This is a genomic window from Clavibacter tessellarius, from assembly GCF_001618005.1.
Taxonomy (GTDB): domain Bacteria; phylum Actinomycetota; class Actinomycetes; order Actinomycetales; family Microbacteriaceae; genus Clavibacter; species Clavibacter tessellarius_A.
Genome location: NZ_LQXA01000019.1, coordinates 103,986 through 125,031, shown reverse-complemented (window position 1 = coordinate 125,031; position 21,046 = coordinate 103,986). Strand labels below are relative to the sequence as shown.

Below are 21,046 nucleotides of genomic sequence, written 5' to 3'. Positions count from 1 at the left end.
ATCGGGATCGAGGGCGGCGCGGGGCACGCCGGGCACGTCAGGCACGTCAGGCACGTCGGGCCGCCTCGCGGATCAGGAGCGCGATGAGGTAGACCCCGCCGACCACGACCGTGACGATGCCGACGGGCACCGTCCCCGGCAGCGCGTGCTGGGCGACGGAGTCGGCGGCGAGCAGCAGCAGGCCGCCGGTGAGCGCGGCCGGCACGAGCGGCAGGCCGGCGCTGCGCGTGAGGCGGCGGGCGATCTGCGGCGCGGCGAGCGCGACGAAGGCGATGGGCCCGGCGGCGGCCGTCACGATCGCGGTGAGGGCGACCCCGAGGATCAGGAGCGCCAGGCGCGTCGGCTCGGCCCGCACGCCGTGGGCCCGCGCGGCGTCGTCGCCGAGCTCGAGCTGCCGGAGCGGCGCGGAGAGCAGCAGGATCGCCGGCGCGAGCACGAGGAGCGCGGCGAACGCGGGGAGGGCGCGGTCCCAGCCGACGAGCGCGAGGGATCCGGCGCCCCAGATCGACGCGGCCATCGCCACCTCGGTGCCCGCCTTCAGCAGCAGGAACGTGTTCACCCCGTGCAGCACGGCCGTGACGGCGATGCCCGTGATGATCAGCCGGAAGCCCTGCACGCCGCCACGGTACGCGAGCAGGTAGACGACGAGCGCCGTGCCGAGCCCGCCCGCGAGCGCCCCCACCGCGGTGGGCAGGAACGTCGCGCCGGCCAGCGTCGTGACGAGGAGCGCGCCCGTGTAGGAGCCGGTCGAGAAGCCGATGACGTCGGGCGATCCGAGCGGGTTGCGCGTGAGCGACTGGAAGACGGCGCCCGCGACCCCGAGGGCCGCGCCGAACGCGAGCGCGGCGAGCACGCGCGGCAGGCGCCACTCGGTGACGATGGTGGCGGCGAACGAGCCGTCGGGCAGCACGAGGGCGCGGATCACCTCGGGCACCGTGAGCGGGTAGTCGCCCGTGCCGAGCGCCACGAGCGCGACGGCGACGATGACGACGGCGAGCGCCGCGCCCACGAGCACCTCGCGCCGGCGGAGCCGCGTGCCGACCACGGGCAGGCGGATCGTGCCCGCGGGGCGGGCGCCGGGTCGGATCGCGGCCGGGCGGCGCCCCGCGCGGGCGGGCGCGCTCACAGCCCCGACGCCCTCTGCCGGCGCACGAGCAGGATCAGCACGGGCGCGCCCAGCACGGCCGTCACGATCCCGGCCGGCAGCTCCGCGGGCCGCAGCACGACGCGCCCCACGATGTCCGCGGCGAGCAGCAGCACGGGCGCCAGCACGATCGTGTACGCGAGGATCCAGCGCTGGTCGGGCCCGACGATCCAGCGGGCGATGTGCGGGATCATCAGCCCGACGAACGCGATCGGCCCGGCCATCGCGGTCGCGCCGCCCGCGAGCAGCGTCACCGCGACCACGGCGACCGTCCGCACGACGACCACGTTCGCGCCGAGCGACCGCGCGAGGTCGTCCCCGAGCGCCACCGCGTCGAGGCTCCGGGCGATGACGGCGGCGAGCAGCACGCCGACCGCGAGGAACGGCGCGACCGGCAGCAGGGCGTCCCACCCGCGGTCCTGGAGCGAGCCCGACTCCCATGCGCGCATCGCGCTGAAGCCCTGCGGGTCCGCGAGCAGTAGCCCCGAGGTGATGCCCGCGAGCACCGCGCCGAGGGCGACCCCGGCGAGCGTGAGGCGCACCGGGTCCCCGCCGCCGCGCCCCGCGGATCCCACGACGTACACGATGACGGCGGCCACGAGCGCCCCGCCGAAGGCGAACCAGAGGTAACCGCTCACGGCGGTCACGCCGAGCACGCCCGTCGCGATGGCGACCGCGAAGGCCGACCCGGCGGTCACGCCGAGGATGCCGGGATCCGCCAGCGGGTTGCGCGTGACGGCCTGGATGAGCGCGCCCGCGACCCCGAGCGCGAGGCCCGCGGCGAGGCCGACGAGGGTGCGCGGCACGCGGAGGTCGGTGATCACGACGAGCTCGGCGGGGTCCCGCGGCCGGCCGGCGAGCGCGTCGACGACGGCGCCGAGCGGGATGTCGCGCGACCCGACGGCGATGCTCGCGAGCGACGCCAGCACGAGCACCCCGACCGCCAGCAGGAGGCCCGCCGAGCGCGAGAGGCCGCTCCGCGCCCGGCCCGCGGGGGCGTCGGTGGCGGAGGCGCGCGCGAGGACCCGGAGCGACATGGCCCGGACAGCCTACCTCGCCCTTAGGTTAGGCTCCCCTTGCCTGATGGGATCCGCACCGGCCCGTCATCGACACCCGAGAGGCCCCGCACCATGAGGTTCCCCACCACCGGCTCCGCCACCGTCGCGCTCGCCGTCGCGACGCTCGCCCTGACCGGCTGCTCGAGCGCCTCCGACCCGGCCGCGAGCGCCCCGCCCGCCTCCGGATCCGCGACCGGCACCTTCCCCACCACCGTCGACACGAAGTTCGGCGAGGTCACCGTGCCCAGCGAGCCGAAGCGCGTCGTCGCCCTCGGCTGGGGCGATGCGGAGACCGCGCTCGCGCTCGGCGTGCAGCCCGTTGGCGCGTCCGACTGGCTCGGCTTCGGCGCCGACGCGGACGGCGTCGGCCCGTGGGCGCAGGGGCTGTACACGCAGAAGCCGCAGATCATCGAGACGCTCGAGCCCTCCTACGAGGCCATCGCGGCGCTCAAGCCCGACCTGATCCTCGACACCAAGGGCTCGGGCGACCAGGCCCGCCACGACCGCCTCGCGCAGATCGCGCCCACCATCGGCGTGCCCGAGGGCGCCGACAGCTACCTCACCGACATGGAGGACCAGGTCGACATGGTCGCCGAGGCCCTCGGCCGCGAGGACCAGGGCGACGCCCTCCTCGACGCGGTCGACCAGCGCTTCGACGCCGTCGCCGCCGCGCATCCGGACTGGAAGGGCAAGACCGTCACGGCCGCCACCAAGACCAGCGAGGGCTGGGGCGCCTACGTGGAGGGCAGCGAGCGCGTCGCGTTCCTCGAGAAGCTCGGCTTCGCGCAGAGCCCGAAGATCGCGGCGATCCCCGCCAACGCCGGCGGCTTCTCGGTCGACATCTCCTCCGAGCAGCTCGACCTGCTCGACGCCGACGCCATCGTGGCGTTCCCGATCTTCATCGACAAGGCCGTCATCACCGACGACCCGCTGTGGCAGGCGGTCCCCGCGGTCGCGGCCGGCCACTCCATCGTGCTCGACGGCGACGTGTCGTCGGCGTACTCGATCGGCACCACGCTGTCCACCGGCTACGCGCTCGACCGGCTCGTGCCGCTGCTGGAGACCGCCACGTCCTGATCCGGATCCGCACCACCGGGGCCCGCCGCGCATCGCACGGCGGGCCTCGTCGCATCCGGCGGACGGCGGTCCGCTCGCTACGCCTCGAGCATCGCCGTGAGCGCCCGGCGGTAGTCCTCGAACGCCCGCCGCCCCACCGTGGTGAGCGCGAGGTACGTCACCGGCTGCCGGCCCTCGTGCGTCTTCCGCACCTCCACGTAGCCGGGGTCCTCGAGCTTCCGGAGGTGCGTCGACAAGTTGCCGGCCGTCATGTCGAGGATCTCCTGCAGCCGGGGGAAGGACAGCGCCTCCCCCGCGTCCAGCGTCGCGAGCGACGCCACGATCCGCAGCCGCGCCTGCGCGTGGATGACGGGATCGAGGTCAGCCAAGCCGGGCTCGCAGCGATCGGCGGGCGCGCGCTCCGCGGACGGCGACGGCGATCCCCGTGACGAGGTACGCGCCACCGCCCACGACGGCCATCACCAGGTAGTTGCCGGGGTAGCCCGCGAAGGGCGCGGCGAGCGCGGCCACCACGAGGATCGAGCCCAGGAGCAGGGACGTGCGCGAGTGGAAGAGCGCCGCGGTCGACAGCAGCATCATGCCGGCGACGAACGAGAACCCCGACGCGTAGAAGATCGAGAGCAGCCGGCTCGGGGCGTCGTTGAGCGCGAGCCCGATGCCGAGCACGTAGACCGAGACCATGGCCACCGACCAGCTGATCCCGTAGACCCGGCCCTGCCAGCGCGCCTCGCCCGTGGTCTCCATGCCCACCGATCCGCGGATCCCGAGCACGATGCTCACGACCACGCCCACGCCGATGAGCCCGGCGAAGATCCCGACGGCCACCGGCAGCGGCAGGCTCACCGCGTCCGACCCGTCGATGAGCCACAGGGCCGTGTAGCCGAGGATCCACGCGACGCCCCAGACCACCTCCATGATCCAGACGAACGAGGTCTGCGCGTCGACCGCCACCCGCCGCTGGTCCTCCATGAGCGCGTGCATCGTCCGCGGGTCGGGCGCGGGCCCGTCGTCGTCGACCTCGTCCGTGCGCATCGTCGTGTCCATCTCCACCTCTCCGCTGGCGACCCTCGCCCGCCGGGCTCCCGCCCTCGGTACTTTGTAACGCAAAGTGCTTTGCCGTGTCAATGGTTCCCACCGATGCGGCGGTCCGCGCGTCGTCCGTCATCATCGAGGGGTCCGCGTCTCCACCCGCGCGCGACGGGAGGAGACCCATGAGCACCCGCACCGCCGCCGTCCCTGCGTCCGCCGCCGTCCCCGCGGCCGCCGGCGTCGCCTGGATCGCGGCCGCCGTCGTCTACGTCGGCACCGAGGCGATCGCCGCGTCCGCCTTCCCCGGTTACAGCTACTCCGCCAACTACATCAGCGACCTCGGCGTCCCCGAGGTCGCCGAGTTCCAGGGCCGCGCCATCGACTCGCCGCTCTCCGCGGTGATGAACGCCGGCTTCATCCTCCAGGGCGTCCTCTACCTGCTGGCCGCCGTGGTCGCGACCCGCGCCCTCCGCGCCGGCCCGCGCCGCGCGTTCCTCGCCCTCGCGGTCGTGCACGCCGTCGGGATCACGGTGGTCGGCCTCATCCACGGCAGCGCCTCGAGCGCGGCCAGCGGCATCGGCTGGATGCACGTGGTCGGCGCCGGCATGGCCATCGTCGCGGGCAACGCGGCCTCGATCGTGGCGGGCCTCGGCTCGGGCCGCGCCGGGGCCGGGGCCGGGGCCGGGGCCGCCCGCGCGTACCGCATCGCGAGCGTCGCGCTCGGCGTCGTCGGCCTCGTCGCGCTCGCCGTCCTCCAGACCCTCGGCGGCTCCGGCATCGACGGCGTCTGGGAGCGCGGATCCGTCTACACGGTCACCGCGTGGGAGCTGATCACCGGCATCGCCGTCCTCGTCGCCGCGCGACGCGCGCGCACCCGCTGACGCCGACGGACGGCCCGGACGGCCCGGACGGCCCAGCGCGGAGGCCCCGGATCAGCGCCGCTCGGCCGCCTGCAGCGCCTCGAGGTTCCGGTTGTACGCCTCGAGCTCGGCGTCGCCGTCGCGGTCGGCCTTGCGGTCGTACCGCACGGAGTCCCGCTTGTCGCTCTTGCTCCACATGATCGCCGTGACGATCGCGAGGATCACCGTCGGGATCTCGCCGATGCTCCACGCGATGCCGCCGCCCGCCTGCTGGTCGGCCAGCGCGGTCTCGCCCCACGGCCGGCCCATCGCGCCGAACCAGTCCGCGAGGAGCAGCCCGGTGCCGGTCATGAGCGACAGGCCGAAGAAGGCGTGGAACGCCATGGTCGCCAGAAGGAGCAGCAGCCGCATCGGGTACGCGAGGCGCACCGGCATCGGGTCGACCCCGATGAGGTTCTGCGTGAACAGGTACCCGACGATGAGGAAGTGCACGATCATCCACTGGTGCCCGATGTGGTCGGTCGTGGCCCAGCTGAACAGCGGCGAGTAGTAGAAGACGAGGAGAGAGCCGGCGAAGAGCACGGCCGCCACGATCGGGTGGCCCACGAAGCCCGCGAACTTGGAGTGCACGGCCATCAGGATCCATTCGCGGCCGCCGCGGCTGCCGTCCTGCCGCTTGCGGATGGCCCGCATCGCGAGCGTGACGGGGGCGCCCGGCACGAGCAGCAGCGGGATGACCATGGCGAGCACCATGTGCGCCAGCATGTGCGAGCTGAAGAGGTACTTCTGGTAGACGTTCACGCCGCCGTTGGTGATGTAGAAGAGGCCCACCATGCCGGCCACCCAGAGGATGGAGCGGTGCAGGGGCCAGGCGTCGCCGCGCTTCCGGAGGCGGTGCACGCCGGCCAGGTAGAAGAAGATCCCGAAGGCGCACAAGAGGATCCAGAGCAGGTCGAAGTTCCACTCGGTGAGGTAGCGCATGGGCGTGAGCTCGGGCGGCAGCGGCTCTCCGGTGAGGATCTGCGCGGGCGTCGGATCCGGCAGCTGCGTCGCGACGACCTGGCTCACGGGCGGCGACGTGCGGGCGAGGGCGGCGGCCACGCCGGAGGCGACGCCCATGAACGCGAGCTCGGCGGTGACGAGCCACCAGAAGGGGCTGCGCGCGGAGGCGCCGCGCTCCTCGAGCCGCCCGATGAGCACCCGCCGATATGCGGCACCGAACAGGCCGAGCGCGAGGAGCGCCGCGACCTTGATGAGCACGAGCAGCCCGTACGCCGTGAGCAGCCGGTCGAGGGAGCCCACGCGGATCTCCGCGCTCACGTAGCCGGACGCCGCGACCACCACGAAGCACACGAGCGCGACCGCCGAGTAGCGGCGCAGCACCGGCACGAGCCGGTCGCCGTCGAGCTTCGACCGCAGCAGCACCAAGGTGAGCAGGCCGCCGAGCCACACGGCGGCGAAGACGAGGTGGAGGCCGAGCGCGTTGACCGCGGCGTCGTGCCCCTCGGTGCCGCCCGCGTGGCCCTGCTGCGCCATGGGGACAAGGCCGCCGACCGCGAGCACGAGCACGAGGGCGATGGCGGTGTGGTTGCGCACCGCGAAGCACAGGACGGTGACGGTCGCGGCGATCAACGTGGTCGCGAGCCATGCCTGGCCCACGGAGATCTGCGTCAGGACGAGCCCGAGGCTCGACCCGAACTCCGCGCTGAAGGAGAAGGGCGTGCCCGAGACGCTGAGGAAGGTGAAGAAGGCGGTGATCGCGGAAGCGACCGTCCAGAGGGCGGCGCCGGCGGCGGCGATGTCGAGCGCGCGGCCGTACTCCGGGCGCTTCCGCGAGAGGGCGAACGCCGCCAGCAGCAGCGCGCCGATGGCCGTCGCCGCCGTGATGTTGACCATCATCTTCGCGGCGGGCAGCCCGTATCTGACGACCGGCCCGGCGTCCTTGAGCAGCTGCGGTGCAGCTCCCCCGCCGATGGCGAGCGCGACCAGCAGGGAGAGGAACGCGACGATGAGGAGGGCGGCGGGCCCCGCGACGCGGAGGAGTCTGGGCATGAGGGGATCAGCCTAACTCGCCCGTCCTGACGGGCGGCTGGCGGCCCCGAGCGCTCCCGCGCCCGGCCGGGAATGCGACAGCGGGGGCGCCGACCGGAGTCGGCGCCCCCGCTGGGCGTGTGGTGAGGAGGACTACTTGACGGCGGCCTTGAGCTTGCTGCCGGCGGAGACCTTGACGCCCTTGGACGCCTTGATCTCGAGGGGCTCGCCCGTCTGCGGGTTGCGGCCCGTGCGCGCGGCGCGAGCCGTCTGCTCGAACGCGACCCAGCCCGGGATCGTGACCTTGACGCCGTCGGCGACGTTGGTCGCGACGGTGGAGAAGAGCGCGTCCAGCACGCCGTTGACGGCGGCCTGGCTCTGACCCGACTCCGCGGCGACGGCGGCAACGAGCTCGGTGCGGTTGAGTGACTTGTCAGCCATGGGTGTCCTCCTCGGACCTGGTGCCGTTCTACTCGAGCGGCCGTGTGGTGGATGGTGTCTGTCTACGTCAGCGGACCGTTCGACCCGACAGGGCCATCAGCGGTCCGTTCGGCCGTACGGCCGCTTGGAACCTACCAGCTGGACTTCGTGATGCCCGGAAGCTCGCCGCGGTGGGCCATGTCCCGGAAGCGGACGCGGGAGATGCCGAACTTCGACAGGTTGCCGCGGGGGCGACCGTCGATGCCGTCGCGCTGGCGGACGCGGACGGGCGAGGCGTCGCGCGGGAGGCGCTGGATGCCGGCGCGGGCCGCCTCGCGGCTCTCGTCGGTGCCGTTCGGGTCCACGAGGGCCTTCTTCAGCTCGAGGCGCTTCGCGGCGTACCGCTCGACGATGACCTTGCGCTGCTCATTGCGGGCGATCTTGCTCTTCTTGGCCATGGTTAGCGCTCCTCGCGGAAGTCGACGTGCTTGCGGACGACCGGGTCGTACTTCTTCAGCACGAGGCGGTCGGGGGTGTTGCGGCGGTTCTTGCGGGTCACGTACGTGAACCCGGTGCCTGCCGTCGAGCGGAGCTTGATGATCGGACGGACGTCCTGCTGCTTGGCCATTAGATCTTCACCCCACGACCCAGGAGGTCCTTGACGACGGACTCGATGCCGCGCGCATCGATGACCTTGATGCCCTTCGCGGAGAGCGTGAGCTTGACGTTGCGACGCAGCGAGGGGACGTAGTACGTCTTCTTCTGCACGTTCGGGTCGAAGCGGCGCTTGGTGCGCCGGTTCGAGTGCGAGATGTTGTGTCCGAAGCCGGGGACGGCGCCGGTCACCTGGCAGGTTGCTGCCATGGTTTCCTCCGTAGTTACCGTAGGGCGAGACCGCCCTACCCAAGATTTCTTGTCGGCACGCCGGATCCCGGATCTCGATGAGGAGGGGGATCGGCGCACGTGCGAGCGGATGAGCCGCTCGGCCAAGGGTCGAGGCTACGCGACGACACGCCCGGACGCAAGCCGGGAGCCCGGGATCATGCGGATGCGGGGGCCTCGGCGGTGCCGTCTGCGGGCGCCTCCGCGGCCTGGGCCTCCGCCGCGCGGCGCGTGCACTCCGCGCAGAGCCCGAAGACGTCGACCACGTGGCTCGGCGCCGTGAACCCGTTCTGCGCGGCGACGTCGTGCGCCCACGACTCGACCGCGTCCGCCGCGATCTCCACGGTCTTGCCGCAGACGCGGCAGATGAGGTGGTGGTGATGGCCGCCCGTGGCGCACGTGCGGTAGAGCGCCTCGCCGTCGGGTGACTGCAGCGAGTCGGCGTCGCCCTCCGCGGCGAGGTCGCCGAGCGCGCGGTACACGGTGGCGAGGCCGATGGGCGATCCCGCGTCGTGCAGGCGCGCGTGGAGCCGCTGCGCGCTCACGAAGTCGGACGATGCGTCCAGCGCCTGGCGCACGGCCTCCCGCTGCCACGTGTTCCGCTTCATGCCCGTGCCCTCCCGGCGGGCGATCCTCCCCGCGCAGACAGGGTACGCGCACCGCCCGACCTCCCGGTGCGCCCGCGGAGGGCGTCGACGCTGCGGCAGACCAGGTAGATCGCGAACGAGATGGTGGTGACGTACGGGCTGATGGGGATGCTGCTGCCGAGCGCGAGGAGGATCCCGCCCACGATGCTGGTCAGCGCGAACAGCACGCTGAGCGAGACGACCACCCGCGGCGTGGATGAGACGCGCATCGCGGCCGCCGCCGGCGTGACCAGCAGCGAGAGCACGAGGAGCGCGCCGACGATCTGGATGGACACCGCGGTGCCGAGCCCGAGCAGCACCATGAACACGATCGAGAGCAGGCGCACGGGGATGCCGCGCGCGGCCGCCACGTCCGGGTCGACGCTCGCGAACATCAGCGGGCGCCACACGACGGCGAGGCCGAGGATCACGACGGCGCTGATCGCGACGAGGTAGCCGAGCTGCGGGCTGTCGACCGAGACGATCTGGCCCGTGAGCAGGCCGAACTTGTTGCTGGCCCGGCCGTCGTAGAGCGCGAGGAACAGGATCCCGAGGCCGAGCCCGAACGGCATGATCACGGCGATGATCGAGTTGCGGTCCTTCGCCCGCGTGCCGAGCACGCCGATGGCGATGGCCGCGATGAGCGAGCCGACCAGCGATCCGGCGACGACGTTCACGCCGAGCAGCAGGGCGGCCGCGGCGCCGGCGAACGAGAGCTCGCTCACGCCGTGCACCGCGAACGCGAGGTCGCGGGTCATCACGAACACGCCGATGAGGCCGCCCACGACACCGAGCACGGCGCCCGCGATGATGCTGTTCCGCAGCAGCGCGACGAGCGCGCCGTAGTCGGAGAAGTCGAACAGGCGCGACCAGAGATCGCCCGTGTCGGCGAGGAGGTGGATCACGCGGCCCTCCCGTCGGCGGCGGAGCCGTCCGCGGAGCCGGAGCCCGCGGCGTCGGCCGAGGAGGCGTGCACGCCGTGCGACCCGTGGTCGCCGTGCTCGTCGTGCTCCTGGTCGTCGTGCGAGTGGTGGTCGTGCGGGTCGTCGGGCGAGCCGACCACCACGATGCGCCCGCGCACGCGCACCACGTCGACGGGGGTGCCGTAGAGCGAGCTGAGCACCTCGGAGTCGAGCACCTCGTCGGGCGTGCCGATGCGGAAGCGCCCGCCCACCAGGTAGAGGACGCGGTCGACCATGTCGAGCACGGGGTTGACGTCGTGCGTCACGAAGACGACCGCCGCGTCGGTCTCGCGCCGGTGACGGTCGATGAGCTCGCTGACGACGCGCTGGTGCGCGAGGTCGAGGCTGAGGAGCGGCTCGTCGCAGAGGAGGAGCCGCGGATCCGACGCGAGGGCCTGCGCCACGCGCAGCCGCTGCTGCTCGCCGCCGGACAGCGCCGCGACGGGCGCGTCCGCGTACGCCGTGGCGCCCACGGCCTCGAGCAACTCGTCCACCCGGGCGCGCTCGGCCCGACGGCTGAGGGGCAGCCCCCACCGATGCCCCGTGACGCCGAAGCCCACGAGATCGCGCGCCCGCACGGGGGTGGACGCCGTGATGAGCTTCTGCTGCGGGATGTAGCCGATGCGACGCGCACCGCGGCGCACCGGCTCGTCGAGGAAGCACATCTCCCCCGTCGTGAGGCGCTGGGCGCCCAGGACGGACTTCAGGAAGCTGGTCTTGCCGGATCCGTTCGGGCCCAGCACCGCGACGAACTCGCCGGGTGCCACGTCGAGGTCGAGCCCGCTCCAGAGGGTGCGCGCGCCGAACGACAGCGTCGCGTCCCGGAGGCTCAGGACGGGAGCGCCGGTCACGATCCCTTGATGGCGGAGGCCACGGCGTCGACGTTGGCGGTCATCCACTCAACGTACCCGCTGCCCGCGGGCAGGTCGGCGGGCAGCGTCTCGGTGACCGGCACGACGGGCACGCCGGCGGCCGTCGCCGCGGCGACGACCTGGTCGGTCGTGGCGCCCGTGGTCTGCGCGTTGTAGACGAGGGCGGCGACCTTCTTCTCCGAGAACAGCGCGAGCGTCTCCTTCAGCACGTCGGCGGGGACGTCGGTGCCCTCCTCGACGGCCTCGCTGAACTCGTCCGGCGTGCGGTTCTCGAGGCCCATGGCGCTCGTCATGTACAGCGGCACGGGCTCCGTGATCGCGACGCCCTTGCCGGTGCCGGCGGGCTTCGCGGCGGCCTCGGCGTCGGCGATGCCGTCGAGCTTCGCGGTGAACGCCTTCTCGTTGGCCTCGAAGGTGGACGCGCCGGACGCGTCGGCCTTCGAGAACGCCTGCTCGATCTCCTCGGCGAGCTTCTTCATCGTGGGCACGTCGTACCAGACGTGCTCGTTGAACTCGCCCTCCGCCGGCTTCTGGTCGTAGCCGGAGAGGTCGGCCGCGTTGAGGAGGACGGGGCTCTTGCCGCCGGGGAGGGCCTTGATCATCGTGTCGACGAAGTCGTCGTAGCCGCCGCCGTTCTGGATCACGACGTCGGCGGTGGAGAGCGCGAGCTGGTCGCGCGAGGTGGCCTGGTACTCGTGCGGGTCCTTGTCCGGGCTGTCGATGATGGACGTCACCTTCACGGCGTCGCCGCCGATCTGCTTCGCGATGTCGCCGTAGACGTCGGTCGAGGCCACGACCTCGAGCGAGCCGCCGGACGCGGACGCCGTCGCGTCTCCGGACGGGGAGGCGGATCCGGATGCGCAGCCCGCGAGCGGGACGGCGAGCAGCGAGGCGGCGAGCAGGGCGGTGATGGGGCGTCGGTTCATGGATCCGAGATTACGGTATTGATAACCGGTATCACGACCACGGCGCCCCCGCTGTGGAGTCGCGGGAGGCGCCTCGCCCGCCTCACTCCAGGAGCAGCGCCGGCTCCTCGATGATGCTCGCGACGTCCGCCAGGAAGCGGCTCGCCACGTCGCCGTCGACCACGCGGTGGTCGAAGCTCGCGCCGATGGTGGTGACGAAGCGGGGACGCACCTCGCCGTCGACCACCCACGGCTTCTGCTTGATGGTGCCGAGCGCGACGATCGCGACCTCGCCCGGGTTGAGGATCGGCGTGCCCGTGTCCATCCCGAAGACGCCGATGTTCGTCAGCGTGATGGTCCCCTGGCTCATGTCCGCCGGGCTGGTCTTCCCGTCGCGGGCCGTGAGCGTGAGCTGCTCGAGCGCGCGGGCGAGCTCCAGCAGCGACATCGACTGCGCCTCCTTGACGTTCGGCACCACGAGCCCGCGCGGCGTCGCGGCGGCGACCCCGAGGTTCACGTAGTGGCGGACGATGATCTCCTGGTCGGTCCACGAGGAGTTGACGGTGGGGTTCCGGCGGACGGCCCAGATCATCGCCTTCGCCATGATGAGCAGCGGCGAGACCTTGACGCCGGCGAAGTCGGTGGACGCCTTGAGGCGCTTGACGAACTCCATGGTGCGGGTGGCGTCGACGTCGACGAAGAGGCTCACGTGCGGCGCCTGGAACGCGCTCTGCACCATGGCCGCGGCGATGACCTTGCGGACGCCCTTGACCGGGATGCGGTCCTCGCGCGCATCCGGCCACTCGGGCGTCTCGATGTTCTTGAAGACGCTGGCCTGCTGCGCGGTGCGGATGACGTCCTCGCGCGTGATCTCGCCGACGAGGCCGGTGGCCTCGACCTCGGCCAGGTCGACCTCGAGGTCCTTGGCGAGCTTGCGGATGGGGGGCTTCGCGATGATCGGCACGGCCGACGCGGCGGGGACGGACGCCGGGCGCGGGGCTCGCGCCGCGGGGGCGGCGATCGAGGAGGCGGCGGGGCGCGCGGGGGCGTCGCCCGGCTCGGCCCGGCGACGCCGGCTCGCGACCTTGCCGACCGTGCCGTAGCCCACGAGCACGGCGCCCGAGGTCTCCTCGGCGGCGGGTGCGGGAGGCGCGACGGGCTCGCGGTCCTCGATGGCGGTGTCGTCCTCGATCACCGTCTCGCCCGGGAGCGCCATCTGCGCGGGCGTCTCGGCCGGGCCGGAGACGCCGGGCGAGCCCTGCGCGATCGCGATGATGGGCGTGCCCACCTCGACCGTCTGCCCCTCCTGCACGAGGAGCCCTGAGACCGTGCCCTCGAACGGGCTCGGCAGCTCCACGAGCGACTTCGCGGTCTCGATCTCGACGATCACCTGGTTGAGAGCCACCCGGTCGCCCGGCTGCACGCGCCACGAGACGATCTCGGCGTCGATGAGGCCCTCGCCCACGTCGGGCAGGGTGAACTGGGAATCAGCCATCGTGCGGGTCCTCTTCTCCGTGCCGCGGGGCGGCGGGGCGTCTTAGTAGGCGAGCGAGCGGTCGACGGCCTCGAGGATGCGATCGGCATCCGGGAGGTACAGCGTCTCGAGCTTCGCGGGCGGGAACGGGGCGTCGAAGCCGGAGACGCGGATCACGGGCGCCTCCAGCGAGTAGAACGCCCGCTCGGTGACCGTGGCCGCGATCTCCGAGCCGACCGACACGTGGCCGGGCGCCTCCTGCGCGACGACGAGGCGGCCCGTGCGCTGCACGGACTCGAGGATGGGGCCGTAGTCGACGGGCGACAGCGAGCGCAGGTCGACGACCTCGACGCTCGTGCCCTCCTCGGCGGCGAGCTCGGCCGCCTGCAGCAGCATCGAGACCATGGCGCCGTGGCCGACGAGCGTGACGTCGGTGCCGGAGCGGACCACGCGGCTCTCGTGCAGGCCGATGCCGGGAGCGGAGAAGTCGACCTCGCCCTTCGGCCGGTAGCGCGCCTTCGGCTCGAAGAACATGACCGGGTCGTCGCTCCGGATGGCCTCCTGGATCATCCAGTAGGCGTCGTGCGGCGTGCTCGGGCTCACGACGCGGAGGCCGGGGGTGTGCGCGAAGTACGCCTCCGGGCTCTCCTGGTGGTGCTCGATGGCGCCGATGTGGCCGCCGTAGGGAACGCGGATCACGACGGGCATGCGCATGGCGCCCTCGTGCCGGTTGGTGATCTTGGCGAGCTGGCTCGTGATCTGGTCGAAGGCCGGGTAGATGAAGCCGTCGAACTGGATCTCGCACACCGGCCGGTAGCCGCGCATCGCGAGGCCGATGGCCGTGCCGACGATGCCGGACTCCGCGAGCGGGGTGTCGATGACGCGGCGGGCGCCGAAGTCGCGCTGCAGGTGCTCGGTGATGCGGAAGACGCCGCCGAGCGGACCGATGTCCTCGCCCATGAGCAGGACCTTGTCGTCCTCCTCGAGCGCGCGGCGGAGGCCGGCGTTCAGGGCCTTGGCCATCGGCATGCTCTCGATGCCGGCGGGGGCGCCGTCGGGGCCGGCAGCTCCCGCGGCCCCCGCGGTCGCCTCGGCGCGGTCGATGGTGTCTGTCATCGGGTCCCTCCCAGCGAGGCCTCGTAGCGCTCGAGCCACTCGCGCTGCTCCGCGGTGACGGGGTGCGGATCCGAGTAGACGTGGTCGAAGATGCCCGCGAGCGGCGGGCCGGTGAGCTCGATGGTGCGGCGGCGGACGTCGGCGGCGAGGTCCTTGGCCTCCTCGTCGATCCCGTCGAACAGCGACTGCGGCGCGCCCTGGTTCCGCAGGTAGGCCTCGAGGCGCGCGATCGGGTCCTTGGCGACCCAGCCCTGCAGCTCCTCGTCGGTGCGGTACTTCGTGGGGTCGTCGCTGGAGGTGTGCGCGCCCACGCGGTAGGTGAGCGCCTCGATGAAGGAGGGGCCGCCGCCGGTGCGCGCGTCGTCGAGGTGCTTGGCCGTGACGGCGTAGCTCGCGAAGACGTCGTTGCCGTCGACCTGCGTGCTCGGCACGCCGAAGCCGCGCGAGCGGAGGTAGAGGGGCGTGCGCGACTGCGTGGTGACCGGCACCGAGATCGCCCAGTGGTTGTTCTGCAGGAAGAAGACCTGCGGGGTCTGGAAGCTGGCGGCGAAGACGAACGCCTCGCTCACGTCGCCCTGGCTGGTGGCGCCGTCGCCGTAGTAGGCGATGACGGCCGTGTCGCGATCCGGGTCGCCGGTCGCCACGTCGCCGTCGAACGCGACGCCCATCGCGTAGCCCGTGGCGTGCAGCGCCTGCGAGCCGATGACCAGCGTGTAGAGGTGGAAGTTGCCCGCAGCCGGGTCCCATCCGCCGTGCGTGACCCCGCGCATGAGGCGGACGATGTCGACCGGGTCGATGCCGCGGATGAGGGCCACGCCGTGCTCGCGGTAGGCGGGGAACACGTGGTCCTGCGGGCGGGTGGCGCGGCCGGATCCGACCTGCGCCGCCTCCTGGCCCGTGCTCGGCGCCCAGAGGCCGAGGTGGCCCTGGCGCTGCAGGTTGGTGGCCTCGAGGTCGAACGCCCGCGTGAGGCGCATGTCGCGGAGGAAGCCGCGATGGTCGTCCTCCGTGAGTCGCTCGAAGTACGGGAGGAACTCCTCGGCGGAGTCGCTCGGTGCGAGCTCGCCCGCGGGGGTCAGGAGCTGGACCGTCACATCGCTTTCCGGCATCGTCCCAACCTACCGGCGCGCCGGGTGGCCCTCCGGCAGCCCCCGGACAATTCCCGCCGACGCGTTCAGTAGCTTCCGGACAGAGGCGGGCTCGCCGATCGTGACGCGGATGCCCTCGTCGGCGAAGGCGCGCACCACGAGCCCCGCGGCGGCGAGCTGCGCCTCGACCTCCGCGGTCTCGGCGCCGGTCGCCAGCCAGACGAAGTTGCCGTGCGGCCGCGGGACCTCCCAGCCCTGCTCGACGAGCGCGCGCCAGGCCTCGTCGCGGTCGCGGGCGAGCACGGCGACGCGCTCCAGGAGCTCGTCCTCGTGCTCGAGCGACGCGAGCGCCGCGTGCTGCGCGTGGCCCGTGACCGACAGCGGGATGGCGGCCGAGCGCGCCGCGTCGAGGATCCGCGGGTGCCCCACCGCGTAGCCGATGCGCAGGCCCGCGAGGCCGTACGCCTTGGAGAAGGTGCGGAGGACGACGAGGTTCGGGTGCTCGGCGAGGAGGGACATGCCGTCGAGGGCATGCTCCGCCGCGACGAACTCCCCGTAGGCCTCGTCGAGGAGCACGAGCACGTCGCGCGGGACGGCGGCCAGCAGGCGCTCCAGGTCCGCGCGCGTCACCAGCGTGCCCGTGGGATTGTTCGGCGTGCAGACGATGACGACGCGCGTGCGGTCGGTGAGGGCGGCGATCATGCCGTCGACGTCGTGCGAGTGGTCGGGCAGGTTCGGCACCGGCACGCCCGTGGCGCCGGCGACCGTGATGAGCGTGGGGTACGCCTCGAAGGAGCGCCAGGCGTGCACGACCTCGTCGCCCGGGCCCGCGGCCGCCGTGATGAGCTGCGAGAGGATGGCCACCGAGCCCGCGCCCGCGTGCACGTGGTCGACCGTGACGCCGAAGCGCTCGGCGAGCGCCGTGCGCAGCAGGGTCGCGCCCGCATCCGGGTAGCGGTTCACGTCCCGGACCCCGTCGATGCGCGCGAGCACCGAGGGCAGCGGGTCGAACGGGTTCTCGTTGCTCGAGAGCTTGAAGTCGTCCTCGCCGGCGGGCTTGCCCTGGCGGTAGGCGACCATGGCGGCGATGGCCGGACGGAGCCGGACGGGCGCCGCCTCGCCGTCGGGCGGGGCGGGGGCTGCGGGGTCGGAGGTCACCGGACGATCCTACGGTCGCCTCGTGCGCCCGATCATGGCCCGTCCCGCGGCCGTCTGCGAGGATCGGGGCATGTCCCGATTCCTCGTGCGCGTGGTCGTCAACGCGGTCGCGCTCTGGCTCACCACGCTCCTCGTCTCCGGCACGACCGTGACGGCCTACGAGCCGGGCGACGCGACGGCCACCGTGCTGACGTACCTGCTGCTCGGCGCGATCTTCGGCGTCGTGAACGGCGTGATCGGCACGGCCATCCGGATCGTCGCGTTCCCGCTGTACATCCTGACGCTCGGGCTCATCGCGCTCGTCGTGAACGGCCTGCTCTTCCTCCTCGTGGGGGCGATCTCGGGCGGGCTCGGCTTCGGCCTGACCGTCGACGGCTTCTGGTGGGGCGTGCTCGGAGCGCTGCTGATGGCGTTCTTCAGCTGGCTGGTGGGCCTCGTGCTGCGTCCCGTGACCCGGGTCTGACCCGCGGCTCATCGCGCCCGCTCCGGGCGGACGGCTCCCGCGGCCGACGACGACGCCTCCGGAACCCGCTCGGCGCGGTAGAGGTGGGCGGAGATCGGCGTGGCGCCGTCGAGGAAGCGCCGGAGCTCGCCACGCTCCCGGACGAGCTGCGGCGAGCGCGAGGCGTCCATCTCCGCGGCCGTGGCGCGGTACGTCGGCAGCTGATGCGCCGAGAGCGGATCCGCCCGCTCGGCACCGAGCGCCGCCGGGGCCCGCACCACGACGTCGTCGCCGCCCGCGCCCGCGGACAAGCGCGCGCCGCCGAGCGGCGGCACGGGATCGTCGGTGTGCTCGACCGCCACGCCGCCGATGCCCTGCCGGAGCGGCAGCTGGCCCACCGGGGAGCCGAGGGTGAGCTCGTGCGTGACGTGGAACGCGGGGTCGTCGCCGACCGACCGGGCGAGGATCCCACCCTGCGAGTAGCCGACGACGTAGACCTCGTCGGTCGCGGACGCGCCTGCGTCGCGGAGCGCCTCCTCCGCCGCGCGGACCGCGGAGCCGCGCTCGGTGGCGAGCGCCGCGACGGCGGAGGACGGACCGAAGTCGTCCGGCACGGACCCGGGGAGGAGCGTCTGCATGCCGCCCAGGTACGCGACGAAGCGGCGGCCCCCGTCGGGTGCGCGATACGCCTCGATGCGCATCTGCGCGGCACCGGGCACGGGATCCGGGATGCGGTCGGTCAGCTCCTGGAAGGTCGTCGGGGCGGGCCGCGGCGCGACGGGCCGGGCGCGGACGACCGCCGGACCGTCGTGCAGGATGCCCACGGCGCCGAGCAGCAGCATCAGTGCCGACGTCGCCTCCCGCGTGCCGTCGTCGCCGGGAGGTCGGTCGGGCAGGGACCGGGCGGCCGCGGCCGCCACGTCCGACACCGCCCCGCGGAGGATGGAGGGGAGGAGCAGACGGCCGGGCCCGTCGGGGTGCGAGACGAGCGGGGCGACGATGCCCACCAGCCGGAGGAGGTCGCCCCACGACCGGCCCGTCTCGGCGGCCAGCTCCCCGAGCCCGCCCCCGTCGTCCGCGGCTCCCCCGGTGCTCTCGGGCGACGCGGATCGCACGCAGCGGTCGGCGTCCCGCTCCCCGTCCGCGTACTCGGCTGCCGCGCGGCGCAGGTCGCCGGCCAGCCCGTGCGCATCCTGCGCCGCCGAGGACAGGAGCCGGCGCGGGAGGTCGAGCGCCGCGTCGTGGACGCCCGTGACGTCGGAGACGAGCGGAGGGAGCGCGAGGGCCTGCGTGTGCTCCTGCAGGCGACGCGCGGCGCCGGCGAGGAGGGCCGCCATGTGCAGGAGGTCGTCGGTGGCGACGACCGTGGTGGTGCCGCCGGTCGTGACGGTGAGGTCCGTCATCGCGGGGTCACCGGGCAGCCGGGGGCGGATCCCGGCGCGGGGTGCGCATCGTGCAGGAGCCCGGCCGCCAGGCGGACCTCGCCGGCGAGCCGGTCGAGGGAGACGACGAACGCGTCGTGCGCCATCCCGGACCAGGAGGGGTCGTCCCGGCAGACGGCGATGTCGCGGCTCGTGCGCTCCACCTCCTCCGCCAGCGCCCGCAGGGCGTGCGCACGCCCGAGCGCCTCGGCGCGCAGCTGACCCGGCGTGCCGCCAGCCGGCCCGCTCGGGCTCCCGCCGAGCGCAGCCGGCTGCTCGTGCGCACCCCCTCCGACCGCGTCCTGTCGCACCTCGTCTCCTCTCTCCGTGAGGCGCGCATCCTCCCGCGATCGGCGCGCGGGACCGCACGCGTGCCTGCCACCCGGGGACGAACGGGCCCCGGGGGATGTGGGGAGGGGGCGCAGCCGACAGAATGGCCGCATGGGAGCCCCCGCCTCTCCGGATCCGACGGCTCCACCCGTCTTCCGGATCGCCTTCGTCTGCACCGGCAACATCTGCCGCTCCCCGATGGCGGAGGTCGTGTTCCGCGACCTCGCCCAGCGGGCCGGGTACGCCGACCTCGTCTCCGTCACCAGCGCGGGCACGGGCGACTGGCACGTGGGCGAGCAGGCGGACGCCCGCACCCTCGCCGCGCTGGAGCGGAAGGGGCTGTCGGGATCGGCCCACCGGGCCAAGCAGTTCGACCCCGGGTCGCTGCCGGAGCTCGACCTCGTGGTGGTGTTCGATCGCGGCCAGGAGCGGATCCTGCGCCAGTGGGCCCGCACGGAGGCGGACCGCGCGAAGGTGCACCTGCTGCTGTCGTTCGATCCTCCACAGGCCCACCTGCGGGACGTCCCCGACCCGTACTACTCCGACGCCGCGAGGTTCGACCAGGTCCTTGACATGATAGGTCGTGCCTCCCGGGCCCTCCTCGCGCAGGTGGAGCCCGGCATCCGTCCCCCCAGCTAGGAGATCGTCCGCATGAGCCCGTTGCCCCCGCAGGTGCTGAGCCCCCTCGACGGCCGCTACGCCCCCGTCGTCACCGAGCTCGGCGAGCACCTCTCGGAGGCGGGCCTCAACCGGGCGCGCATCCACGTCGAGATCGAGTGGCTCATCCACCTCACCGACCGGTCGCTCCTCTCCTCCTCCCCGTTCTCGGACGAGCAGAAGGCAGCGCTGCGCCGGGTCGTCGCGGAGTTCGGCCAGGAGCAGATCGACGCGCTCGCCCGCGTCGAGGCGGTCACCCGTCACGATGTGAAGGCCGTCGAGTACTTCGTGCGCGACCGCCTCGCGGAGCTCGGCCTCGGCCACGTGGCGGAGCTCACCCACTTCGCGTGCACGAGCGAGGACATCAACAACCTCTCCTACGCGCTCGTCATCGACCGCGCCGTGCGCGAGGTGTGGCTGCCGAAGCTCGTCGCCGTCATCGGCGCGCTGCGCGAGCGGGCCCTCCTCTTCCGCGACGACGCGATGCTCTCCCGCACGCACGGCCAGCCCGCCACGCCCACCACGCTCGGCAAGGAGCTCGCGGTGTTCGTGCACCGGCTCGAGCGCCTCCGGGCCGACGTGGAGGACGTCGAGGTGCTGGGCAAGTTCAGCGGCGCCACCGGCACGTTCGCGGCGCACCTCGCCGCCGACGCCCACGTCGACTGGCCCGCCGAGTCGCGGGCCTTCGTCACGGGTCTGGGCCTCGTGTGGAACCCGCTCACCACGCAGATCGAGTCGCACGACTGGCAGGCGGAGCTCTACACGCGCATCGCCCACGTGAACCGGGTGCTGCACAACCTCTGCACCGACGTGTGGACCTACATCTCCATGGGCTACTTCCGGCAGATCCCGCAGGCGGGGGCCACCGGCTCGTCCACCATGCCGCACAAGATCAACCCCATCCGGTTCGAGAACGCCGAGGCCAACCTCGAGCTGTCGGACGCGCTGCTCGACTCGCTCGCGTCGACCCTCGTCACCTCGCGGCTGCAGCGCGACCTCACCGACTCCACGACGCAGCGCAACGTGGGCGTGGCGCTCGGGCACTCGCTGCTCGCGCTCGACAACATCGGGCGCGGGCTCCTCGAGATCGACGTCGACCGGGCGCTGCTCGCGGCCGACCTCGACGCGAACTGGGAGATCCTCGGCGAGGCGATCCAGACGGTCATCCGGGCGGAGATCGTCGCCGGCCGCAGCTCCATCAGCGACCCGTACGCGGTGCTCAAGGAGCTCACGCGCGGCAAGCGGGTCGGGCGCGACGAGATGCGGGCGTTCGTGTCCGGCCTCGACATCGGCGACGCCGCCAAGGCGCGTCTGCTCGAGCTGACCCCGGGCGGCTACGCGGGGCTGGCGTCGCAGCTGGTCGACCACATCCTCTGATTAGGGACGCCGGGACCCGCGTCGCGGCACGGGTCCCGATGCACGTCGGCGGAGCGGATCGAGCCGGCGCGGAGCGCTCCAGAGCGGAGCGCTCCAGAGCGGAGCGTGCCGGAGCGG

Annotated in this window: 24 protein-coding genes; 5 read left to right on the top strand and 19 right to left on the bottom strand. The window is 73.2% G+C overall.

All coding sequences use genetic code 11. From position 1 onward, the window contains the following. Window positions 1–46 precede the first annotated feature (46 nt). Together AWH51_RS04765 and AWH51_RS04760 are read right to left on the bottom strand one after the other, a co-directional pair. Window positions 47–1,126, bottom strand: coding sequence for a FecCD family ABC transporter permease (locus tag AWH51_RS04765; RefSeq protein WP_063070960.1), 1,080 nt, complete (start codon window positions 1,124–1,126; stop codon window positions 47–49). Next, on the bottom strand, window positions 1,123–2,181 hold the full coding sequence (locus tag AWH51_RS04760; protein WP_063070959.1) for a FecCD family ABC transporter permease: 1,059 nt from the start codon (window positions 2,179–2,181) through the stop codon (window positions 1,123–1,125). The genes AWH51_RS04765 and AWH51_RS04760 overlap by 4 nt, the downstream gene beginning before the upstream one ends. A gap of 93 nt (window positions 2,182–2,274) precedes the next feature. On the opposite strand from AWH51_RS04760, the gene AWH51_RS04755 reads away from it, so the two are divergent. Then, window positions 2,275–3,279: an iron-siderophore ABC transporter substrate-binding protein gene (locus AWH51_RS04755; RefSeq protein ID WP_063070958.1), complete on the top strand. Its 1,005-nt coding sequence runs from the start codon at window positions 2,275–2,277 to the stop codon at window positions 3,277–3,279. Between the two features lie 77 nt (window positions 3,280–3,356). Here the strand turns inward: AWH51_RS04755 and AWH51_RS04750 are convergent, their stop codons facing one another. Next, the gene (locus tag AWH51_RS04750; protein ID WP_063070957.1) at window positions 3,357–3,647 is read right to left on the bottom strand and encodes a transcriptional regulator; all 291 of its coding nucleotides are present in this window, start codon (window positions 3,645–3,647) and stop codon (window positions 3,357–3,359) included. After that, on the bottom strand, window positions 3,640–4,323 hold the full coding sequence (locus tag AWH51_RS04745; RefSeq protein WP_063070956.1) for a hypothetical protein: 684 nt from the start codon (window positions 4,321–4,323) through the stop codon (window positions 3,640–3,642). Before AWH51_RS04745 ends, AWH51_RS04750 begins: the two co-directional genes overlap by 8 nt. Before the next feature lie 167 nt (window positions 4,324–4,490). Between AWH51_RS04745 and AWH51_RS04740 the strand changes: the two genes are divergently transcribed. Further along, window positions 4,491–5,189: a DUF998 domain-containing protein gene (locus AWH51_RS04740; protein WP_063070955.1), complete on the top strand. Its 699-nt coding sequence runs from the start codon at window positions 4,491–4,493 to the stop codon at window positions 5,187–5,189. Window positions 5,190–5,240: 51 nt separating this feature from the next. Here the strand turns inward: AWH51_RS04740 and AWH51_RS04735 are convergent, their stop codons facing one another. The 13 genes from AWH51_RS04735 to AWH51_RS04675 all read right to left on the bottom strand — a co-directional run bounded on the left by AWH51_RS04735 (window position 5,241) and on the right by AWH51_RS04675 (window position 16,702). Continuing rightward, window positions 5,241–7,220, bottom strand: a complete 1,980-nt coding sequence (locus tag AWH51_RS04735; protein ID WP_063070954.1) for a cytochrome c oxidase assembly protein — start codon at window positions 7,218–7,220, stop codon at window positions 5,241–5,243. 132 nt (window positions 7,221–7,352) lie between these two features. Then, window positions 7,353–7,640, bottom strand: a complete 288-nt coding sequence (locus tag AWH51_RS04730; protein WP_012039622.1) for an HU family DNA-binding protein — start codon at window positions 7,638–7,640, stop codon at window positions 7,353–7,355. Window positions 7,641–7,771: 131 nt separating this feature from the next. Further along, window positions 7,772–8,077 carry a 30S ribosomal protein S14 gene (gene rpsN / locus AWH51_RS04725; RefSeq protein WP_015491493.1) on the bottom strand — a complete coding sequence of 102 codons (306 nt, stop codon included), beginning with the start codon at window positions 8,075–8,077 and terminating at the stop codon, window positions 7,772–7,774. Window positions 8,078–8,079: 2 nt separating this feature from the next. After that, entirely contained in the window at window positions 8,080–8,247 is a 168-nt protein-coding gene (gene rpmG / locus AWH51_RS04720; RefSeq protein WP_063070953.1) for a 50S ribosomal protein L33, read from the bottom strand. Beyond that, a complete protein-coding gene (gene rpmB / locus AWH51_RS04715; protein WP_063070952.1) occupies window positions 8,247–8,483 on the bottom strand; it encodes a 50S ribosomal protein L28 in 237 nt (78 codons plus the stop codon). The genes rpmG and rpmB overlap by 1 nt, the downstream gene beginning before the upstream one ends. Window positions 8,484–8,659: 176 nt before the next feature. Beyond that, window positions 8,660–9,109, bottom strand: coding sequence for a Fur family transcriptional regulator (locus AWH51_RS04710; protein ID WP_063070951.1), 450 nt, complete (start codon window positions 9,107–9,109; stop codon window positions 8,660–8,662). Further along, window positions 9,106–10,032 carry a metal ABC transporter permease gene (locus AWH51_RS04705; protein WP_063070950.1) on the bottom strand — a complete coding sequence of 309 codons (927 nt, stop codon included), beginning with the start codon at window positions 10,030–10,032 and terminating at the stop codon, window positions 9,106–9,108. The genes AWH51_RS04710 and AWH51_RS04705 overlap by 4 nt, the downstream gene beginning before the upstream one ends. Further along, on the bottom strand, window positions 10,029–10,940 hold the full coding sequence (locus AWH51_RS04700; protein ID WP_063070949.1) for a metal ABC transporter ATP-binding protein: 912 nt from the start codon (window positions 10,938–10,940) through the stop codon (window positions 10,029–10,031). The genes AWH51_RS04705 and AWH51_RS04700 overlap by 4 nt, the downstream gene beginning before the upstream one ends. Then, entirely contained in the window at window positions 10,937–11,887 is a 951-nt protein-coding gene (locus AWH51_RS04695; RefSeq protein WP_063070948.1) for a metal ABC transporter solute-binding protein, Zn/Mn family, read from the bottom strand. Before AWH51_RS04695 ends, AWH51_RS04700 begins: the two co-directional genes overlap by 4 nt. A gap of 82 nt (window positions 11,888–11,969) precedes the next feature. Beyond that, window positions 11,970–13,361: a dihydrolipoamide acetyltransferase family protein gene (locus AWH51_RS04690; RefSeq protein WP_063070947.1), complete on the bottom strand. Its 1,392-nt coding sequence runs from the start codon at window positions 13,359–13,361 to the stop codon at window positions 11,970–11,972. A 42-nt stretch (window positions 13,362–13,403) separates the two neighbouring features. Next, a complete protein-coding gene (locus AWH51_RS04685; RefSeq protein ID WP_063071037.1) occupies window positions 13,404–14,369 on the bottom strand; it encodes an alpha-ketoacid dehydrogenase subunit beta in 966 nt (321 codons plus the stop codon). 83 nt (window positions 14,370–14,452) lie between these two features. Then, a complete protein-coding gene (locus tag AWH51_RS04680) occupies window positions 14,453–15,565 on the bottom strand; it encodes a thiamine pyrophosphate-dependent dehydrogenase E1 component subunit alpha (RefSeq protein ID WP_063070946.1) in 1,113 nt (370 codons plus the stop codon). 9 nt (window positions 15,566–15,574) lie between these two features. Beyond that, window positions 15,575–16,702: a pyridoxal phosphate-dependent aminotransferase gene (locus AWH51_RS04675; RefSeq protein WP_081234861.1), complete on the bottom strand. Its 1,128-nt coding sequence runs from the start codon at window positions 16,700–16,702 to the stop codon at window positions 15,575–15,577. A gap of 70 nt (window positions 16,703–16,772) precedes the next feature. Between AWH51_RS04675 and AWH51_RS04670 the strand changes: the two genes are divergently transcribed. Continuing rightward, window positions 16,773–17,165, top strand: a complete 393-nt coding sequence (locus tag AWH51_RS04670) for a phage holin family protein (RefSeq protein ID WP_063071035.1) — start codon at window positions 16,773–16,775, stop codon at window positions 17,163–17,165. Window positions 17,166–17,173: 8 nt separating this feature from the next. Here the strand turns inward: AWH51_RS04670 and AWH51_RS04665 are convergent, their stop codons facing one another. Continuing rightward, complete coding sequence (locus AWH51_RS04665) at window positions 17,174–18,547, bottom strand: hypothetical protein (RefSeq protein ID WP_063070945.1); 1,374 nt, start codon at window positions 18,545–18,547, stop codon at window positions 17,174–17,176. Beyond that, window positions 18,544–18,876, bottom strand: a complete 333-nt coding sequence (locus AWH51_RS04660; protein WP_063070944.1) for a hypothetical protein — start codon at window positions 18,874–18,876, stop codon at window positions 18,544–18,546. Before AWH51_RS04660 ends, AWH51_RS04665 begins: the two co-directional genes overlap by 4 nt. A 130-nt stretch (window positions 18,877–19,006) precedes the next feature. Between AWH51_RS04660 and AWH51_RS04655 the strand changes: the two genes are divergently transcribed. After that, a complete protein-coding gene (locus AWH51_RS04655; RefSeq protein ID WP_063070943.1) occupies window positions 19,007–19,534 on the top strand; it encodes a low molecular weight protein-tyrosine-phosphatase in 528 nt (175 codons plus the stop codon). A 12-nt stretch (window positions 19,535–19,546) separates the two neighbouring features. Continuing rightward, on the top strand, window positions 19,547–20,929 hold the full coding sequence (gene purB, locus AWH51_RS04650) for an adenylosuccinate lyase (RefSeq protein ID WP_063070942.1): 1,383 nt from the start codon (window positions 19,547–19,549) through the stop codon (window positions 20,927–20,929). Window positions 20,930–21,046: the final 117 nt, after the last annotated feature.

Bases quoted from the DNA above. Each gene is read 5' to 3' on its own strand.
- AWH51_RS04760 (WP_063070959.1), bottom strand. From the start codon at position 2,181: ATGTCGCTCCGGGTCCTCGCGCGCGCCTCCGCCACCGACGCCCCCGCG.
- AWH51_RS04755 (WP_063070958.1), top strand. From the start codon at position 2,275: ATGAGGTTCCCCACCACCGGCTCCGCCACCGTCGCGCTCGCCGTCGCG.
- AWH51_RS04745 (WP_063070956.1), bottom strand. From the start codon at position 4,323: ATGGACACGACGATGCGCACGGACGAGGTCGACGACGACGGGCCCGCG.
- AWH51_RS04740 (WP_063070955.1), top strand. From the start codon at position 4,491: ATGAGCACCCGCACCGCCGCCGTCCCTGCGTCCGCCGCCGTCCCCGCG.
- AWH51_RS04735 (WP_063070954.1), bottom strand. From the start codon at position 7,220: ATGCCCAGACTCCTCCGCGTCGCGGGGCCCGCCGCCCTCCTCATCGTC.
- AWH51_RS04730 (WP_012039622.1), bottom strand. From the start codon at position 7,640: ATGGCTGACAAGTCACTCAACCGCACCGAGCTCGTTGCCGCCGTCGCC.
- rpsN (WP_015491493.1), bottom strand. From the start codon at position 8,077: ATGGCCAAGAAGAGCAAGATCGCCCGCAATGAGCAGCGCAAGGTCATC.
- rpmG (WP_063070953.1), bottom strand. From the start codon at position 8,247: ATGGCCAAGCAGCAGGACGTCCGTCCGATCATCAAGCTCCGCTCGACG.
- rpmB (WP_063070952.1), bottom strand. From the start codon at position 8,483: ATGGCAGCAACCTGCCAGGTGACCGGCGCCGTCCCCGGCTTCGGACAC.
- AWH51_RS04710 (WP_063070951.1), bottom strand. From the start codon at position 9,109: ATGAAGCGGAACACGTGGCAGCGGGAGGCCGTGCGCCAGGCGCTGGAC.
- AWH51_RS04695 (WP_063070948.1), bottom strand. From the start codon at position 11,887: ATGAACCGACGCCCCATCACCGCCCTGCTCGCCGCCTCGCTGCTCGCC.
- AWH51_RS04690 (WP_063070947.1), bottom strand. From the start codon at position 13,361: ATGGCTGATTCCCAGTTCACCCTGCCCGACGTGGGCGAGGGCCTCATC.
- AWH51_RS04685 (WP_063071037.1), bottom strand. From the start codon at position 14,369: ATGCCGATGGCCAAGGCCCTGAACGCCGGCCTCCGCCGCGCGCTCGAG.
- AWH51_RS04680 (WP_063070946.1), bottom strand. From the start codon at position 15,565: ATGCCGGAAAGCGATGTGACGGTCCAGCTCCTGACCCCCGCGGGCGAG.
- AWH51_RS04670 (WP_063071035.1), top strand. From the start codon at position 16,773: ATGTCCCGATTCCTCGTGCGCGTGGTCGTCAACGCGGTCGCGCTCTGG.
- AWH51_RS04665 (WP_063070945.1), bottom strand. From the start codon at position 18,547: ATGACGGACCTCACCGTCACGACCGGCGGCACCACCACGGTCGTCGCC.
- AWH51_RS04655 (WP_063070943.1), top strand. From the start codon at position 19,007: ATGGGAGCCCCCGCCTCTCCGGATCCGACGGCTCCACCCGTCTTCCGG.
- purB (WP_063070942.1), top strand. From the start codon at position 19,547: ATGAGCCCGTTGCCCCCGCAGGTGCTGAGCCCCCTCGACGGCCGCTAC.